The organism is Deinococcus terrestris (genome assembly GCF_009377345.1).
Classification (GTDB): domain Bacteria; phylum Deinococcota; class Deinococci; order Deinococcales; family Deinococcaceae; genus Deinococcus; species Deinococcus terrestris.
This window is the reverse complement of record NZ_WBSL01000013.1, coordinates 1-17,290: the sequence shown is the minus strand read 5'-3', so window position 1 is coordinate 17,290 and position 17,290 is coordinate 1. Positions and strand designations below refer to the sequence as shown.

15 protein-coding genes are annotated in these 17,290 nt (G+C 67.5%); 9 read left to right on the top strand and 6 right to left on the bottom strand.

Going from position 1 to position 17,290, the window contains the following annotated elements:
• Positions 1-130 precede the first annotated feature (130 nt).
• Both F8S09_RS18060 and F8S09_RS15200 read left to right on the top strand, forming a co-directional pair.
• The gene (locus F8S09_RS18060; protein ID WP_227978732.1) at positions 131-748 is read left to right on the top strand and encodes a zinc ribbon domain-containing protein; all 618 of its coding nucleotides are present in this window, start codon (positions 131-133) and stop codon (positions 746-748) included.
• 81 nt (positions 749-829) lie between these two features.
• On the top strand, positions 830-2,296 hold the full coding sequence (locus F8S09_RS15200) for a hypothetical protein (RefSeq protein ID WP_152872316.1): 1,467 nt from the start codon (positions 830-832) through the stop codon (positions 2,294-2,296).
• Positions 2,297-2,442: 146 nt separating this feature from the next.
• On the opposite strand, the gene F8S09_RS15195 is transcribed toward F8S09_RS15200, so the two are convergent.
• Both F8S09_RS15195 and F8S09_RS15190 read right to left on the bottom strand, forming a co-directional pair.
• Positions 2,443-2,889 carry a hypothetical protein gene (locus tag F8S09_RS15195; protein WP_152872315.1) on the bottom strand — a complete coding sequence of 149 codons (447 nt, stop codon included), beginning with the start codon at positions 2,887-2,889 and terminating at the stop codon, positions 2,443-2,445.
• Between the two features lie 260 nt (positions 2,890-3,149).
• Positions 3,150-3,677, bottom strand: a complete 528-nt coding sequence (locus F8S09_RS15190) for a hypothetical protein (RefSeq protein WP_194165378.1) — start codon at positions 3,675-3,677, stop codon at positions 3,150-3,152.
• Between the two features lie 240 nt (positions 3,678-3,917).
• Here F8S09_RS15190 and F8S09_RS15185 point away from each other — a divergent pair, with 240 nt between their 5' ends.
• Both F8S09_RS15185 and F8S09_RS15180 read left to right on the top strand, forming a co-directional pair.
• Complete coding sequence (locus F8S09_RS15185) at positions 3,918-5,498, top strand: hypothetical protein (protein WP_152872313.1); 1,581 nt, start codon at positions 3,918-3,920, stop codon at positions 5,496-5,498.
• A 181-nt stretch (positions 5,499-5,679) separates the two neighbouring features.
• Complete coding sequence (locus F8S09_RS15180) at positions 5,680-6,150, top strand: hypothetical protein (protein WP_152872312.1); 471 nt, start codon at positions 5,680-5,682, stop codon at positions 6,148-6,150.
• A 31-nt stretch (positions 6,151-6,181) separates the two neighbouring features.
• On the opposite strand, the gene F8S09_RS15175 is transcribed toward F8S09_RS15180, so the two are convergent.
• Positions 6,182-6,955 (bottom strand): hypothetical protein, encoded by a 774-nt coding sequence (locus tag F8S09_RS15175; protein ID WP_152872311.1) that lies wholly within the window; start codon positions 6,953-6,955, stop codon positions 6,182-6,184.
• A 167-nt stretch (positions 6,956-7,122) separates the two neighbouring features.
• Here F8S09_RS15175 and F8S09_RS15170 point away from each other — a divergent pair, with 167 nt between their 5' ends.
• Positions 7,123-9,120, top strand: coding sequence for a WD40 repeat domain-containing protein (locus F8S09_RS15170; RefSeq protein ID WP_152872310.1), 1,998 nt, complete (start codon positions 7,123-7,125; stop codon positions 9,118-9,120).
• Positions 9,121-9,222: 102 nt separating this feature from the next.
• On the opposite strand, the gene F8S09_RS15165 is transcribed toward F8S09_RS15170, so the two are convergent.
• On the bottom strand, positions 9,223-12,231 hold the full coding sequence (locus F8S09_RS15165; RefSeq protein ID WP_152872309.1) for a Tn3 family transposase: 3,009 nt from the start codon (positions 12,229-12,231) through the stop codon (positions 9,223-9,225).
• A 135-nt stretch (positions 12,232-12,366) separates the two neighbouring features.
• Here F8S09_RS15165 and F8S09_RS15160 point away from each other — a divergent pair, with 135 nt between their 5' ends.
• Positions 12,367-13,224: a tyrosine-type recombinase/integrase gene (locus F8S09_RS15160; RefSeq protein ID WP_152872308.1), complete on the top strand. Its 858-nt coding sequence runs from the start codon at positions 12,367-12,369 to the stop codon at positions 13,222-13,224.
• Between the two features lie 412 nt (positions 13,225-13,636).
• Here the strand turns inward: F8S09_RS15160 and F8S09_RS15155 are convergent, their stop codons facing one another.
• Positions 13,637-14,527 (bottom strand): cation diffusion facilitator family transporter, encoded by an 891-nt coding sequence (locus tag F8S09_RS15155; RefSeq protein WP_092265901.1) that lies wholly within the window; start codon positions 14,525-14,527, stop codon positions 13,637-13,639.
• A gap of 83 nt (positions 14,528-14,610) precedes the next feature.
• On the opposite strand from F8S09_RS15155, the gene F8S09_RS15150 reads away from it, so the two are divergent.
• From F8S09_RS15150 to F8S09_RS15140, 3 genes are all read left to right on the top strand, one after another.
• Positions 14,611-15,153, top strand: coding sequence for a DUF421 domain-containing protein (locus F8S09_RS15150; RefSeq protein WP_152872306.1), 543 nt, complete (start codon positions 14,611-14,613; stop codon positions 15,151-15,153).
• Positions 15,154-15,282: 129 nt separating this feature from the next.
• Positions 15,283-15,708 (top strand): four-helix bundle copper-binding protein, encoded by a 426-nt coding sequence (locus tag F8S09_RS15145; RefSeq protein WP_092265899.1) that lies wholly within the window; start codon positions 15,283-15,285, stop codon positions 15,706-15,708.
• 63 nt (positions 15,709-15,771) lie between these two features.
• Entirely contained in the window at positions 15,772-16,224 is a 453-nt protein-coding gene (locus F8S09_RS15140; protein WP_092265898.1) for a DUF305 domain-containing protein, read from the top strand.
• A 63-nt stretch (positions 16,225-16,287) separates the two neighbouring features.
• Here the strand turns inward: F8S09_RS15140 and F8S09_RS15135 are convergent, their stop codons facing one another.
• A complete protein-coding gene (locus F8S09_RS15135; protein ID WP_152872305.1) occupies positions 16,288-17,100 on the bottom strand; it encodes a hypothetical protein in 813 nt (270 codons plus the stop codon).
• Between the last annotated feature and the right edge of the window lie 190 nt (positions 17,101-17,290).

Below are 17,290 nucleotides of genomic sequence, written 5' to 3'. Positions count from 1 at the left end.
TCCCGTGGAGAGGATGACCCTGCGCTTTCATCGTCGGCAAGCGGGCCAACGTTGGCTTCACGCTGACCTCGAGAGGGATTCACAGACGCTGCTGGTACTGGCAGGTGAGCTGCAGGTGACATCATGGGTCATGCGCAAAGCGCGCCGCATTCCCCGTCCCCGCAGTCAGTACGAGTTCATCACGCAGTACCTGGCCCACTGGGCCTGCTTCGCCTGCAAGAAGGCCTACAAGCAGCGGTACAGCGCCCCAGGTGTCTGCCCCCAGTGCGGCCAGCCCATGGAGAACATGGGCATGGACTTCCGGGCCCCACGGCAGCAGGACACCGAGCAGTGGGCCAAAGTGGAGCGTCTGGCCGGGCGGGGCGTGCGGTTCTGGCCGGAAGGCGACGGGGGCCCGGGTGCTCGTCCTGCCCGCTTGCAGGACGTGGAGGCGTTCCTGGGTGAGCAGCAGCCCAAGAGTGAAGCCGAGCGCCTGCTGACGCGACACCCTCGACACTCCCGGGCGAGCGTTGTCCCGGAAGGGCGGCTCTTGACCCGTGAGGTGGACGGCCAGCAGGTGGTGGTGCTGCTGGGTACGGTTCAGGAGGACTTCGCGCCCGTGGAAGTGTTCGTGGATGGAAGATGGCGGCAGGGGAGGTGGCGCAATCTTCCGCTTACCGTGGGTGATCCCCGGCGGCCCTACGTGGACTGTGGGGACCGGCGCGTGATTGTGGATGGCCGCACCCGGCTTCGCCGCCCTTCGGGCTGACGCGGAGTACAAACGGAGCCGACTCCCGGGATCACGGCAAATGAGGAGGTGTGTTTCTCCAGACCGTGCCATGCTCCAGACGTGAAGCTCCGTCCGGTCCGTCTGGCCCTTCCGCTGCTCTCCTGCGCCCTGCTCATCACCGGGTGCCGGGGGGGACCTCCCGTCATCAACGTCCCCTCTGACCCGGCGGTGCTTCACGGGACCTGGCAGGGGGAGCTCACGTCGGCCAGCGAGGTCAGTGACGCGACCTTCGGGAACGGCGTGGTGTACCTACTGCAACGCGAGGCTGCGCCGCTTGCCCCCTTCCCAGGCGCTTCTTCCACTCCCCCGAAGTCCAGCCTGGGCCTGCTGGCCCTGGACGCCGCGACTGGCACGGAACTTCGGCGGGTGACGGTGGAGCGGGCCATCGCCGTGCGCTTCCGGCCCGAGGAAGACGGCGCCCCGGCCCGCCTGCTGGTGCTGCGGTACGTGCCAGACTCAGGCGCCAGAATGGCGCTCGCCGAGCTCGACCCCATCACCCTGGCGGAGCAGAAGCAGACCCTGCTGCCCGGCACTGAGACCTACCACTTCAGCGCGGACGGCCGTTGGCTGTTGCCGGGCTGGGGCGCCGTGACGCCACTCGACACCCGGACCCTGGCGCCAGCGGCCCTGCCGGAGCCCCTGCAAGCGGAATTGCGGTTGCCCCAGGATCCCCGGACCCGCTCGGTGGGGTGGGCCTACGGCGACCGGTTCCTGCGCGTCATCAGCCGGTCTTCTGGCGCCCAACCCTGGACCTTCCGCTCCCTCTCGGCCGAGAGCGGGAACGCCTTTGATGCTCAGGCTCAGCATGCTTCCGTCTGCTCCCAAATCTCCACCTCACAGTTGACCAACCCCGCGGACATGGTCAGCTTGGAAGGCGGTGGGGCAGCGCTGGCCTATGAGGACGGGACGGTGGAACTGCGTGGCGAGGATGATCGCCTGCGCCAGGTCGTGAATCTGGGCGGGTGCAGCCCCGCCGTGCTGCGGGTGGACGGGGACGTCCTGACCTTTGCCGACCCGCAGCGGGGGGAACTGGGCACCGTGCGGGTGAGTGACGGGGAGGTGCTGGCGCGCCGCACCACCGCCACCCTGGGCACTTCACGCCCACCGTTCCTGCTGGCCGAGGGCACGGTCCTGGTCACCCGGTCCATGCCCGGCACCGCTCCCCTCGTGGCGCTGGAGGGGGTCTCCGCGCAGGCCTGGACCCTGGCGACTCGGACGCACGCCCTGCGGCTGGAGACACGGGCGACCTGGCAGTCGAAGACGACGTACACCAGCGTGGGAACGGCGGTGCTGGACGGGGAGCGGCTCAACTTCGTGGCGACGGCGTACTCAGACAGGTATGAGCTGAAGCCGCAGAGTGCGCCGCCGCTGCCGGTGACCTGGCGGGGGGAACTGCGCCGGGAAGACGGGGAAGTGGTGGCGCGCCTCGGGGGGCACCACTGGTCCGGGACGCCGGCCCAGTCCGTGGGCCTGGAGGTGCAGGAGCTGGACCGCGACTTCGCGTTTCAGGGCACACTGAAGCGCTGAGCACCCAGGGGAGGTCAAGGCTCAGCGGGCATTCCGAAGGGCCTTGGACAGGGGAGGCCAGAGGGAACGGACGCGGGCCGCTTCAGCCAGGCCACAGTCGAGTGGCCTCCCCGCCCCACCTCATTCGGGCCCCTGTGCCCCGCCCTTTACCCGCAGGTGCCTTTCCCCGTCGTTCTGCTCCCACTGAACATCGAGCTCTCGACCTTGTGCCCGTGGTTGAACTTCAGATTGAAGCGCAAGCCCTCGCGTCCCAAAGTGGCACTACTACCGCTGACACAGCTGTCGTACACGATGTTCAGGAACACCTTCCCCCCAGTCGGGAGCCGGCCCTTCCAACTGCCCGTACGCCCCACACCCAGCCGCGCTGTTCTGGAGACCGAGCGGTCGCCTGACGGGGAAACGAAGTTCAAGATCAGCACCGGCGATTCCTGCGATCTCGCCGAACGTTTCACGTCGTAGTGAATCTCGATGGTGCTGATCGGTCCGTCGAAGTTGGTGGGAAAGGGCGGTTCCATGAAGAGGGCCTCCCCACCGCGAGCCGTCGCGGGGCGAAGGTTGGCCGTGCCCGCGCCATCTGCCTGGCCCACGATCACTACTGGGAGGATCAGGAGTAGGGAACGCATACCGTAGCGTAAGAGCCCACGTCGCTCGTCCACTCCCCAACTCTTCAATTATGAAGAAGGCCTTCAGGCCTGGGCAGCGTGTCTACGTCCATAAGCACAGGTTTGACCCGACCTGACGTCCAACTCGCTCGTCTTGGCCGCTCTGCTGTCCTCGGCGTCCCGACGCGGGGCAGCGGGCTCCCGGGGTGATGGGGCCAACAGAGAGGCGACACGGCGCACCGATTCCAACGTTATGGTGTTCCGCCGCGCCGGGCCCTGACCCAGGCAGGCAAGTCCCCCAGCGAGATGCTGGTAGCGACCGAGGGGAAGCGGGGATCGCCCTCAAGGACACCGTAGGCGATGGAACCGCTCACCAGCAGGCCCTGCTGCACGCACCCATGCGGGACGTAGACGTTCCCGGTCAGCGGCTGCCCCTGGAAGGTCCGCTTGTCGAGGGCCATCACCCAGCGTGTCCCGACGGGAAATTTACGGATCGCTGGGTAGGGGTTCAGTCCGCCTGCCCCCAGGATGCGGAGGGTGCGGCTGGTGGGTTGACCCGCGTACGTCTTCAGCACCCGGACTTCCATCTCCTGCGGCTCGCGGCCCTGGCCCGGCAGGTGTTGGCGGACCTCGACCTGCGCCACCAGATCCGCCGACTTCACGACGTATCCAAAGGGGGCGAAGGCGCAGTTCGTCGCCTGGGCTTGGGGGAGGGTGATCAGCGCCAGACTGCCCACTAAGGCGAAGCGCCGGACGGACATCTGAGAAAGCCCAGGCATAAGGTCTTGTACCGCCTGCGGCTGACGGTGGCCTGAGATGCTCTGTTGCCTCACTTCTTCCCCGTTAATTGACTGGGACGGTGGTGTCCCCAAGACGGCCCCTGGGCCTGTGCGAGGGTGAGCACATCCAGGGCAGAGCGAGGCTGGTCTCTGTGTCCACCACAGGACGTTCCAGGAAAGGCTCCAATGGGCGTTGAGGTATGCCAGACCACCGTCAGCTTCAACACCTACCGTAGGGACATGCCGCTGCGTGCCCTCGCCCTGACCCTGACGCTCTGCCTGAGCACGGCTGGCCCAGCCCTGGCGCAGTCCGGTCGGCCCGCCGCCCCGCAGGTCACCACCGCTTTCGGCACCCTGCCCTACGCCGACACCTATGACGTCGAGATCGGGCTGAAGGCCCCCACCTTCGCCGGGGTGTACGTCAACGGCCCGCAACTCATCATCCAGGTCACCGACGACCGCCCGGCCTCGCGTGCGGCCGTTCTGAAGGTGCTGCTCGAACACCGCGGAGCCGATCTGAAGGCGCAGGGCCTCGACACCGAGCGTCCCCGCTTCGAGGTCGTGCAGTACAGCGCCCTGCAACTCGCGCAGGCCAAGGACGCGGCGAGTGGGATTCGCGGCTGGACCTCCATTGGAGTGAGCCACCAGCACAACCAGGTCATCGTTGCTCTGACCCTTCCCGAGTACCTCCAACCCGCCCAGGCCCATCTGAAAGCGCAGGGCATTCCCCTGGACATCGTGGTGTTCTCAGTGCCCAGGCCGGAGGCCCTTCCTGCCCGCACCACCTGGAGCGTGCCCCACCGCACGGCCCTTCAGGTTCCCAACCAGGTCGCGCAGGGTGACATCCTGCCGATCAACTTCTGGTTCACCTTCACGGGCGGAGCGCCGCTGGACTTCGATGCGGGGCTGTGCGGCTCACTGAAATGGCAGGTCAAAGACGCGGCGGGAAAGGTCGTTCGCCCGGTTCCGGGCAACGTCAGTTGCGCGGATGTGCGGGTCATCAAGCGGCTCCAACCGGGCGCATCGGTCAATCTCACCCGCCCGGACCCGGCCAACCCCGGCGAGTACTGGGACCTGCGCGACCCCTTTGGAAAGCGGCTGCCCCCCGGCCAATACACCCTACAAGCCGCCTTTGGCCAGGGCACTCAGGTGCTGCGTCCAGACGACGTGAGCTTCACCATCCTCCCGCCCGCCCCAGACGGCGGCGTCGAACAAGCCTTGAAGGCCTTCTGGTTCGGAAATTCCCTTGGAGCCCCGGAGCGCACGCCGCGCTTCCTGATCCGGAGCGGGTTGCAACTGCTCGAACTCGCGGTGCCGGACCTGCGGGCGCAGCGGGCCATCGAGCGGGAGGCCCGCGAGAAGGGAGTTTCGCTCGCGCGGGTCCGCTTCATCCGGCTGCCTCAGCACCAGGTCCCCCCCGCCGGTCAGACGGCGCAGGCGGCCCTGAAGGCGTCGGACCTCAGTGTGCGTGAAGATCGACAGAGCACCTTCGACTTCAGGCTGAACGTGCCGGCGGCGATCCGGCTCCTTCCATTGGCACAGAGCTGCGAGTTCATTGTCGTGGTGCTGAACACGGCCGGAGAGGTGGTCGACGGGCGCCGTCAGACCCGCTTTTTCCCCAGGGAGGCGGACGATCAGGCCGCCTGCCCACGCGACGACACCCTGCATCTGAACCTGTTCAGTTCCTGGAATGGCCGCCTGACCGATGGGCAACTCGCTCCCGCCGGGCGGTACCAAGTGCGGGCCGGACTGCGGGTAACGCGCAAAGACGGCTGGATTGAGTGGCTGAGCGCCCCGCCTGCCTGGCTCGAAGTGAAGTAAGCGCCGGCGTCCACAGGTCTTCAACACCCGGAAGCGTCAATGAAGTACGGTCGAGTCCCCACGTCTCTCCCGCGAGGTGAATCCAATGCACTACACCCTCTTATTCGCGCTGTGCCTGCTGCTTCCCAGCTGCGGCGGCCTCGGCCTTCCCTCCGTCCAGCCGGATCCTCCAGGATCGGCCGTGATCGACCGCCCCGCGGCCTGTCTCCAGGGCACGCCCTTCCAGATTCGCAAGATCAGCGAGCAGGTGGCCAGTCGTCTGACCGCCTATCAGGCCGGTCAGCTCGCGGACGTCCCCTTCCAGGTGGAACTCGCGCAGTGCTTCGGGGAGCGGGAAGCGTTCCTCGACGTCTTCGCCGACCCCCGCATCACGCCGAGGCCCGGCAGTGAGGCCGTCTTCCGCAGTGACACGTGGCGGCAGGCAAACTATGACGCCTGGGCGGCGGCGGTGACCCAGCTGCGGGCCCCGGGCTACGCGCAGCTCACCCAGGCCGTGGAGAGGGCCGGGGGCCGGGTCCTGGAAACCCGGCTGCTGGGCCAGATCATCCGCGCCGAGCTGCGTCCCAGTGGGCTGATCACCCTGCTCTCCCAGCGCGACGACCTCCTGATGGTGTCCCTCCCCGGGGAGATCGCCCCCTCACCGGACCGGTAAGCACCCGGGCGCCCATCTCCGCGGGGCAGGTTCAGCGGATTCGGATGCTCTGCACCAGCTGGTCGAGCGCCGCCAGCTTGGCATGCTCCGCGTCCAGTCGGGCGCGCGCCTGGTCCCGGTACCGGAGCCACGCCCGCGGGGCCAATGGGCGGCGGCTGACCTCCACCGGGAAGCTGGCCGGCGCATGGGGCAACCTCACCGACACGACATGCTGGCCGTCGTGGGTCAGGCCCTGGAAGGTGTAGAACACCGCCCGGCGGGGATACTCCACCGACGTCTCCTGCGCGTAAATGGCCAGGTAGCGCACACCCTGAAGGTGCGTCGTCTTCATCTGCCGGGCAGCCCCGGTGACCGCCTGCGCCGCGTTGATCAGGGGCAGGTAGGGCAAGCCCGGCCAGCGGTCCCGCATCACTCGCAGGTCGACCGTGGCCTTTCCCAGACTCCGCAACCGGTCAACCTGCTCGGCGATGAGCTTTTTGGTGCCTTCTCCCCGGGCGAGGGTCAACCAGTTCTGCACCGGGGTCACGGTGACGAAAAAGGGCGGCATGTCCGCCGGGTACGCCGACGCCCAGCGTGGACCGGGCGGGTCGAGAATCACCCGTACCTGCGCCGGCGAGAGGTACCAGTACGGCCCGGCGTTCGGCCCGCTTTCCGGATAGACGAGGGCAGGGCGGACTTCAGCGCGCACGGCGTACCCGGGAGCCTGCAACGTGACGTAGGGCAGGAGTGCGGTCTGACCGGGCCGTGGCTGGGCCGACACGGAAGAGGCCGTCAGCAGGGCCAGCAGCAGGGCGGCGCGTCGCATGCGGGCAGCATAGGTGCGCGGGCTGATGGGGGAATGACGATTTGGAGGGCCACTACGAAGTGCATCGGAGCCGTTGCGGAAGTGCGGATCGGGATGGCCCGTGGCGCTCAAGCGTGTTCCGTGTGCTCTCACGCCCCGTCAGCCCGGGGTTCATAGGGTGAGGTCACATGAAGCCCCTGCCCCGCCCCTGGCTGCTGGCCGCTACCCTCGCCTGCGCGTCCCTGACCGGCACGGCCTCCGCCCTCCAGGGGGCAGCCGTCGGCACGGCCCTCATCCCGGGTCACGCGGCGGACACCTTCGACACGCTGAATTCCCCGGCGGGCTTCGCGGGCGGACTGGCCTGGGGACCGGACGGCACCGCCTACACCCTGGATGGGGCGCGGGTCCTCTACCGCTGGAACGCGCAGACCGGGCAGCCCCTCTCCCGCCGGGTTCTCACGCCGCCCGCCAGCCTGCCGGACGCGAAAGCTAACTTTGGACCGAGGCTGCGGTTGGACAGCTTCCGGCCCCAGGGAGCCGTCCGGGGTCCCTATATCCGCGTTTCCGGCTATCGGCGGGGTCAGCCCTACACCACGGCCTTTACCCTCACCGCCGACGGCCGCTCGGTGATCGGCAGCCTGGGGTACGGCGGAGCGCAGGCGGGTGGCCGGGACCGGACCTGGACTCGCCTCGCCCAGGTGGAAAGCGTCACCACGGACGGGCGGGCTCGCCTGGTCCTGTATGACTCGTCGGACGCGCAAGAACGCCGACCGACCTTCCGCCTCACCTTGCCTGCCGGACGCGTGCTGGACATGGAACCCTCGCCCGACGGTACGCGGGTCGCCGCCCTGCGCAGTGTGGAGAGGCGCGACTATGACCCGAATGCCGTCCTGTACCTCGACGTGGTCACGCGGGAGGGCCGGGTCACGTCCCGGCGGGTGACCGGCGTCGGGATCGGGCGCAACGACGAGCCTCAGGTCCGCTGGGTGAATGCCGAGCAGCTTCTCACCGCGACCCCCGTGCATACCCCGGGCTCCAGCGCCGAGGGGCACCGGGTCAGCCTGTGGGGCCTGACCGGCCAGCGTGCCCGCTGGGAGCTGGGAGCCGGAAACCTGCGGGACGCCGTGCCCTCCCCGGACGGGCAAGTCTTTCTGACGGTGCGGGATGGGAGTGTGCCCGAGGTCCGCCGGGTTTCGGACGGCGTCTTCCTCCGTTCACTCGGCGCGGCGGTGACCGCTTCGGCCCCACTGTCCCGCAGCCGGGCGCTGCTCGCCCTCGACACCGGGAACGGTCAGGGGGAGCTGGGGATTGCCACGCTGGGGGGGCGCTGGCAGCGCGTGGGGGGCCAGGGCCTCGCGGGCGTCGCGGCCCTCGCCGTCAGCCGGGACGAGCGGCAGATCGCCACGGTGCGCCGGGGCCAGGTCGCGGTACTCGACCACTCGGGGCGCACGCTCCACACCCTGACGTTGCCGCCTACCGCTGACCGGGTCGAGGTGCGCTTCGCGGACGCCCGCACCCTGGTGGCCCGCTTCGAGGAGGGGAGCGAGGGGTGGCGCCTGCTGAGCTGGGACACCGGCACCGGCCAACTGCGCCGGGACGCGCTGGACGCCTGGCCGGTGGACCGCCTGCTCCTGCGCGCCGAGACCCGGCGCCTGTCCAGCGGCGTCTCCCAGTCCCGACTGGGCGCCACCGACCAGAGGGGCCAACAGGTCTGGCAGGACGCGTGGCGTGCGGGCATGCGCGTGACCTTCCTGCCGAGTCCAGACGGCCGGGCGGTGGTGCGCGGTCTGCCCCGTCCGGTCAGGGGGGTGGCGTACCGGTCGGACTTGGCGCTCCAGCGGCTTGATCCCCGTACCGGGCAGACGGGTCCCGAACTCACCCTGCGGGTGGGGGACCTGCGGGATGTCTACCGGGGCCTGCGCCTGCTGGACTACGCGGCGGATCGCCGGTTCGTCCTGCTGGGCGAGGGGACAGGGGACGGATGCGGCGGGGCCTTCTACGGCCTGCGGCTGGCGGACCTGGAGACGCGGCGGGAGGTGAAGCTCCCGGCAGGTCTCACCTCGGGGCTGACGCGCTTTCTCGGCTGTGGTCAGCCGGTGCCAGTCCCCACCGCCGCCTTCACGCCGGAAGGGAAGGAACTGCTGGTGCGTGACGGCAATGCGCTCAGCTGGTGGACACGACCATAGGAACCACAGCGTAGAGCGCTCTTCACTGCAATCAGAAGAATTCGCGCGTGACCTGGCATCACGGTAGCAATGGAACGAAAAGTCGGGTTTTGCCTGCTCCCCTCAGTCGTCCAGCTCGTCTGGATCGCGTAGCTTCCTGAGTTGGCCGACGGGCACCTGCGCCGTGAGGGAAAAGTGGTAGCGCCCGCCGAGATGCAGGTGCTCAAACTTCAGCGGGGACAGCCGCTGTACATCCTCTTCGCGCACCTCGAAGCTCTCCGAGCGCAGGTGATCGAGGATCAAGTCGATATAGCGGGCATTCCAGAGAATGACCGCGTTCATCACGAGGCCCAGCGACCCCAGTTGATCTTCCATGCCCGCGACGTAATGCTGCCGGAGTTCGCCGTGGCGGCCCTGAAACACGGCCCGACCCAAGCGGTGTCGGGCCTCCTGGCGGTTGCGCTGGGTGCCGATGGAGCGCCGGTACACCGGATCGTCGTGGTAACTCAACAGGTGGAGGGTGCTGGCGACGCGCCCGAAGTGTTCCAGGGCGCGCACCAGGGAGCTTTTGGGATTGACCCCGATCACCCTGAGCACCTCCGAGGCCCGCACGGTCCGGGTCAGGAGTGACCCGGCGACGCGCAGCAGGTCGTCCCAGTGGGCCGCGATGAGCCGGGTATTGATCGGTGAGGTGGCCAGCGCGTTGAGCTGGCCGTAGTCGGCCTCCGGGTTCATCCGTCCGTACTTGCGCTCGCGCAGATCGGCCAGTTCAGGACTGAACTGGTAGCCCAGCAGGCGGAACAGGCCGAAGACCATGTACGACGAGGCCGCCGTATCCGAAATCAGTTGCCTGGGTTGCAACGCGGTGTTCTGCTCGATTATGCCGTCCAGCGCGAACAGGGAGTCCCGCAGGGTGCCGGGCACCACGATGCCGTGAAACCCGCTGAACTGATCGGACATGAAGTTGAGGTAGGTGACGCCGCTGCGAACCCCAAAGTATTTGGGGTTCTGCCCCGCGTAGATGGTCTTGACCGGCACCCGGAAGCGCAGGCCGTCCACTGAGGCCACCTGGCCGTCGCCCCACGCCGACACAGTGGGAATGGTGGCCTGGAAGTCCACCAAGCGGGCATTCGCGCGGGCGAGGGTCTCGGCCCGCAGATAATGCTGATCGACCCAGGACAGCCGTCCCCGCCGCAACGCCTCGGTTTCGGGTTGGATCACCGCCTCCAGGCCCACGTTGCAGGCCTCGGACAGCAGCACCGCGCAGACGCTCACCGCCAGATGCTCCACCCTGGTCCGCGCCTCACTCAGATGGGTGAAGGCGTCGGCAAATCCCGTCCAGCCGTGAACCTCCAGCAGCAGATCGGGCAGATCGAGGCGCGGCATCCGCTCCGCGACCGCAGCGCGCAGCCGGACCAGACTGGGCGGTTCCGGCAGGGCCTCGTCCTCCTGCAAGACCAGCACCCTTTTGCCCTCCTGCTCTTCCAGAGAGACCGCCGTGTTTTCCGGCAACCGGGCCTCCACCAGCCGATAACTCTCGTCGAGCTGGGCGCTCAGCCGCGCCAGCACCACCTGGGGATCAGGATCGAGGTCCAGGCTGCGGCAGACCTCCGCCTTCAGGGCGGTCCAGGCCCTGCCGGACAGCAGGCGCAGGCGGGGATCGTTGAACCTGAGGCTGGCAGGCACATACAGGTCGCGGCGCTTCAGCGCCGCTTGCAGCTGTTCGAGGACGCACAGGGTATAGGCCGGACGATTGAGAAGGCCCTGCTTCGGAATGAGCTTTTCCCAGTCCCCCTTGACGAGGGCCAGCGGCACCTCGGCGGCGTTGACCTGTGCCTTACGCTCCAGACTCCGCAGGGCCTGGAGGGCGGCCAGCGCCGACTGGCCGGAACTCCCGGCCTCGAACCCCACGGTCCTCAGCAGGGTTGGCAGGAACTGCTGGATGTAGCTGTAGCGGCTGAGCAGCCCCTCCAGCCGGGTTTCACTCCTGGGCCGGGTCAGCGCCTGCACCGTCTCGGCGGCGGCCTGCAACTGCTCTTGTGGCACCAGGGCCAGCACCCGGGCGGCAAAGGTGGGGAAGTCCTGGGGTGGCTGCCCCAGGCTCTCCAGAAAGGCCAGGGTGAGCTGGTTGCTGCGGCGGGCCGCCTCTTCCAGGGAGGGGAGCTGTCCGTGGCGCGCGAGGTCTTCTTTGCGCTCGATGCGGCCCAGCAGGTCGGTCAACAGGCCCTCGAACACGGTGAGCGCGTCGTCCAGCGCTTGAGCCTCCAGCCGTCGGACGGTGACCACGAGGGTAGCGATCTGCCGCTGGGGGGGCATACGCCGCAGGGCCTGGGCTTTGACCCCCAGGCCGACGCGGAACAGGGTGGTCAGCCGTTGTTCGGGAAACCCACTGAGGTCGAGCGCCGTGATCCCCACCCGCCGTACCGCTTCCACCCGCTTGAGCGCGCCGACCAGGCCGGGGGCGGAGACGGAGATCGGGGCCTTCCGGAGCTGGTCGAGCCGGGACACCGAGGACCGGGCGGGCACCTCCAGCAACGCTTCGAGCGCGGCCCGCTGGGCCGCGTTCGGCAGCGCCGCGAGGTTCTGCCACAACTGTTCGTCCACCCGGTCTTGAACCCGGGCGATCAACCGGGTCAGGGTGGTCACGCCGGGGAGCAGCACCCGCCGTTCCACCAACCGGGCCGTACTCAGGTCCAGCAAGCGGCTGGGCGGCTCGGCCAGCAGATGGGCGCGGGCATACAGGAAGCGGGCCAGGCCGAGAAAGGCCGACACCTCGGAAAATTCCCTGTACCCGTAGCGGACCTGAATATCCCGGCGATGATCCCAGCGGGTCTCGCCCCGGCGGTAGCGTTCCAGCTTGGTGGGGTTTTCGGGCAGCTCAAGCTGCTGGGCGACGTACTTCAGGACGGGGGCAGGCACGTCCAGGGGATCGCTCAGGAAAGTCCCCAGAAAACGGACGGTGGCGAGTTGCAGGGCGTAGCCCAGCCGGTTGTGCTTGCCCTTTTTCTGGGTTAGCGCCTGCCGGTCCTGGTCGTCGAAGCGGAAGTAGTGGTGGAGCTGATCGGCGGTGAGGGTGGCAGGGTAGCGGCCGTAACCGGAGAGCGGGGGCAGACTGGAGTCGGGCAGGGTCATCGGGTAGGCACTGGGAATCCTGCTGGAAGTCCCCTTATCACTGGATTCCCCCTCGTGATCTCCGATGAACAGCTTTCCCAACGCCCCTGGCTCATACCCCTTGTTTTACACTTATCGCAGGAAGAGGAACTGAACATGGATGCGATGACCCTCCAGACCCAGGCTGAACGCTTTCTCGCGGAGTTAAAGCGCAGCCCGCAGACGGTCCGCGCTTACCGCGCGGACCTCCGGCACTTGACCACGTGGCTGGACGAAACGGGGCACACTCTGAATGGAGAAGGTCTGGATGCCTATTTTGCCGCTCACCAGCAGTGGGCGGCCTCCACCCGCAACCGCAAGCAGACCGCGCTGGAACGGTTCTGCCGCTGGGCCTTGCAACGCGAGTTGCTGGAACGTGACCCTACCCTGCACCTGGAGCGTCCCAGCCTGCCGCCTCCCCATCCAAGAGGACTTCGCCGCGAGGAGATCGAGCGCATCTTCGCTGAGATTCCAGCCGAACAGGCGCGGGATGCTCTGCTGTTCCGCCTGGTTTTCGAGACGGGACTGCGAATCGGTGAAGCGTTGGGTGCACACGTAGAAGACCTGGATCTCACGCGGGGTGATGAACACCTGACCGTGCTGGGCAAGGGCAGCCGGAAGCGAACGGTACTGCTCGACGATCCCCGACTGGTGAATCTGCTGCGGCGTTACCTGCGGACCCTGGGATACACGCGTGGGCCACTGTTCCAGGCCAGGAAGAACGGGCGAGGGGGACCGCTGCGGTATCAGAGCGTGCAGGAACGCTGGCAGGGATACGCTGAACGCGCAAGCGTGACCTGCACCCTGCATCAGCTCCGCCACAGCCACGCGACGGAGCTGGTGAATGGCGGGGTCAGCCTGGCAACCATCCGGAAACGTCTGGGGCATCAGCACATTCAGACGACGCTGCGGTACGCCGAGGTCAGTGATCAGACGACGGACGCCGAGGTCAGGAAGTGGCGACGCCAGCGTTGACCCACCGTGGCCGGGTCCGGCTGTCACCGCTCCACGTCTTGTACGGCGGCTTCCAGCGCGAAACGTGAACGTCTCCGAACACCGCGATCCTTATGCCTGAGCCCACAGCCAGTCCTGAATCCGTGGTCAATTTCGTCCCACACCCGGCAGGACGCCTTTATGCGCTCCTCCTCACTGCCCTGGGCGCTGGCGAGATCGTCGAAAGCGTCACCCCTACCAGCCCAACTTAGGCATCCAGCCTGTCCGGCAAGGGATTGGCCAGCTTGCGCCCTGCCCACTCAGACCTGAACCTCAACGTCGCCGTGAATCTGCCTGACCAACGGACCCGCGTTCTGGAGTTGACTGAACGCGTCACCCGGCTCGTGGAGGCGTTTGGGACTCCCCAGTGAAGCTCCCTGAACGGTGCGGGTCCTCAGGGGTGCAGGTGCTCCCCGTGCCCAGCGTGGGTCCCCTCGGGCTCAATCTGCACCGTGCTGTGCTCGATACCGTACCGCTCGGCGACCCCGTGCACCTGGGCGAGCAGGTCGGTGACCGGCGTGGGCACCACCAGGTGCGCGGTCAGGTTGTGCTCGCCGCTGGTCACGCTCCAGACGTGCAGGTCATGCACCTCCACCACACCGGGCAGTGCAGCCAGATCGGTTCGCAACAGACCGAGGTCCAGGCCCTCGGGCGCCCCTTCTAGCAGCACGTTGACGCTGGAGCGCAGCAGGGTCCAGGTGCGGGGCAGGACCCACAGGCCGATTCCCGCGCCCAAAACCGGGTCGATCCAGGTCAGTCCGGTGAAGCGGATCAACAGCGCCCCGACGATCACGGCCACCGAGCCCAGCAGGTCACCCAGCACCTCCAGGTACGCCGATTTCACGTTCAGGCTGCCCTCCGCGCCGCCGACCAGGAGACGGGCGCTGATGACGTTCACCACAAGCCCCAGCACCGCGACGACGACCATGGGGGTGGTCTGCACCTCTACAGGCTCGCGTAGACGCTGGTAGGCCTCGAAGAGGATGTACATGCCAACGGCAAAGAGCGCCCCAGCATTCAGGGCGGCCGCCAGGATCTCCGCCCGGCGGTAGCCGAAGGTACGCCTCCGGTCGGCGGGACGCTGCCCGATGCGGACGGCGAACAGAGACAGAGCGAGCGCCATGACGTCGGTGAGCATGTGCCCCGCGTCGGAGAGGAGGGCCAGGCTTCCGGAGAGAAAGGCGTACACGACTTCCACCACCAGGAAGGTGCCGGTCAGGGCCAGGGCGAGGGTAAGCTGCCGGGCGCTGGCGTTCGTCCCGTGGTTGTGTGTGTGTTCGCTCACTGCGGATGTCTCCTGACCTCTTCTCAACGTTCCACACTGTACGGGGTCAACGGCTTCCGGCGGGTCGTGGGGTAGGGTGCCCCATGGACGAGCTGCTGCCTGTGCTGCGAAACATCCTAACGCCGCAGGGAGGCTGGGAGACGGAGTTTTTCCTGCGCGTGATTTTCTCCGTGCTCCTGCTGTACCTGCTGGTGGTATTCGTCGCCCGCACCTTCGGCGCCCGCACCTTCGCGTCGTTCACCTCCTTCGACTTCCTGATCAATGTCGCGGCGGGGTCGCTCGTCGCCAGCGCCATCATGGGACGCAACCTCGTCGAGGGCGCCCTCGCCCTGCTGTGCCTAGCCGTGTTGCAGTGGGCCACGTCCCTGCTCAGCGCCCGCTCTAGGCGCTTTCACGACCTGGTCGACAACCCGCCGGTGGTCCTGATCGAGTACGGCCAGTACCGCGAGGAAGCCATGCGCCGGGTGCGGGTCTCCAAACAGTCGCTGGAGCAGCAGCTCCGCAGCCAGGGCGTGACCGAGGTGGCGCAGGTCCGTCTCGCCGTCCTGGAGTCGGGAGGCAGCGTCTCTGTGGTCCAGGGCACGGAGCAGGAGCGCCTCGCAACCTTTCCGCGCCGTGCGGGTTGAGGGCGTGAACGTAGAGGCTCTCCCGCTGGCCCTCTCGCCCACCCCGCTCCCACTGAGGTAAGGTAGATTGACGGTTCCGTCGGGATTTCGCCGTGCTTCACCTCTCGCCTCTGTTCTGAGGAGACACCCATGACCATTCCTGACACGTCCGCCATGACCCGGATGCTCCAGACCCACCCGCGTGGCGCTCAGGTTCAAAACCAGCAGGCCCTCCTGGCGTGCATCGAGGCCTGCTTCGAGTGCGCCCAGGTCTGTACGGCCTGTGCGGACGCCTGCCTCGCCGAACCGGATGTCCAGATGGTAATTCACTGCATCCGCCTGAACCTCGATTGTGCCGACATCTGCAACGCGACCGGACGGGTCCTCGCACGGCAGACCGAGCCACAGGCCGAGGTGGTGCGTGACCAGCTCCGGGCCTGTCTGACCGCCTGCCAGGCCTGCGGGACCGAGTGCCGGAAGCACGCCGGGCACCATGAGCACTGCGGCGTATGCGGCGAGAGCTGCCGCCGCTGCGAACAGGCCTGTCAGAACCTGCTGTCGACCCTTTCGGCCTAGGGTGGCCCTGTCGTCCGCCTCACTGATGGTTCGGGCGACTCGCCTGCTGAGAGGCTGCGTGCCATGAATCCTTACCTCCGTTTCGCCGCGATGATCGCCACCTCGACCGTGCTGATGTACGGCCTGATGTACCTCAACACCTATCGCTGGGGGGACGTGTTCTTCAGCGAAACCCGCGTGTTCATGGCCCTGATCATGGGAGCCGTCATGGCCACCGTGATGTTGGGCTTCATGCCGAAGATGTACCCCCACCGGCGGACCAATACCGCCATTGTCGTGGGCAGCGCCGCCGTGTTCGCCCTGTCGCTGTGGCTGGTCCGGAGCCAGGCGACCATCGGGGACGTGGCGTGGATGAAGGCCATGATTCCTCACCACTCCATTGCCATCCTGACCAGCGAACGTGCCCGTCTCTCGGATCCCCGGGTGCGTCGCTTGGCCGACAGCATCATCGAAGCGCAAGTTCGGGAGATCGACGAGATGAAAGCCCTAATTCGGGAGTTAGAGGCTGGCCGCTAACTCCCCTACGGAAAGGCTGTCCACGATCTCACCGTCGGTACCAGAGGGTCACGCGGGTCTGCCTCACCGTCGGTACCAGAGGGTCACGCGGGTCTGCTCCACGCTGGGCGAGGCCTCCAGCCGCAGGGTGAGCCGCTCGCTGCCCCGCCCGAAGCGCAGGGTCCGCTCCGCCTCGTCGGTGGCCACGTCGCCGATCTCCACGAAGCCCTGCTGGATAAAGAGGGGCAGGTAGAAGTCGAGCAGCTGCTGAAGGGTGTAGCCTCCGTAAAACGCGAGGATCACGGCCCCGTCGCGGTAGGCCGTGAAGTCGATCAGCTGTTCATCCGGCAGCGTGAGATACACCCGGCCTGGCTCGGCCTGCACCGTCTTAAGGTCGATGGGCGCGGCGTAGACCCGCAGGTCGTCGGGCACCTGATCCGTCAGCAGCCGCTCGGGCTGTTCACCGTCCCGGAAGCGGTAAAGAGCCTGAGTCACACCCTCGGCTCCACGGATGATTTGCACCTCCAGGAGGCGGTCCACCCGCCGCAGCAGCGCGCGGGCCTGGCCCGGCGAGGGATAGGCGCGGTAGGTCAGGTTGAAGCCCTGACGCTGAAGCTGCTCGACTGCGAAGGCCAGCGCCGCGCGGGCGTCCCGGTCTCCACGGTAGGTCAGCAGCGCCGCGCGGCCGCCTGCGTCGTAACGGGTGCCCAGGACGCGGGCACCCTGCGGCGCACTCATCCTCAGGCGGGCTTCCCCGTCGCCCAGGTTGGTCAGACCCCCCTGGTAAAAGCCCCAGGGCAGGCCGAGCGTGGTGCCGGACAGCAAACGTTCTCCGGTCGTCTGTGCGGCGGCGGGAACGGCCAGCAGCAGGGCCGAAAGCAGCAGGAATGTACGCATCCTTCACCTCTTGATGTTGGGGCCATACCTAGTACAGCGTTTTTGAATTTGTCATAGTAGGGCATGAGCCGTCCTCTTCGCTATCCAGTGACTTTGAGTGCTGAGCAAGAACAGACTCTGCACGGCATGACCATGAAGGGCAGTGGCAAGGCGCGGGTCATGACCCGCGCCCGGATTCTGCTGCTGGCCC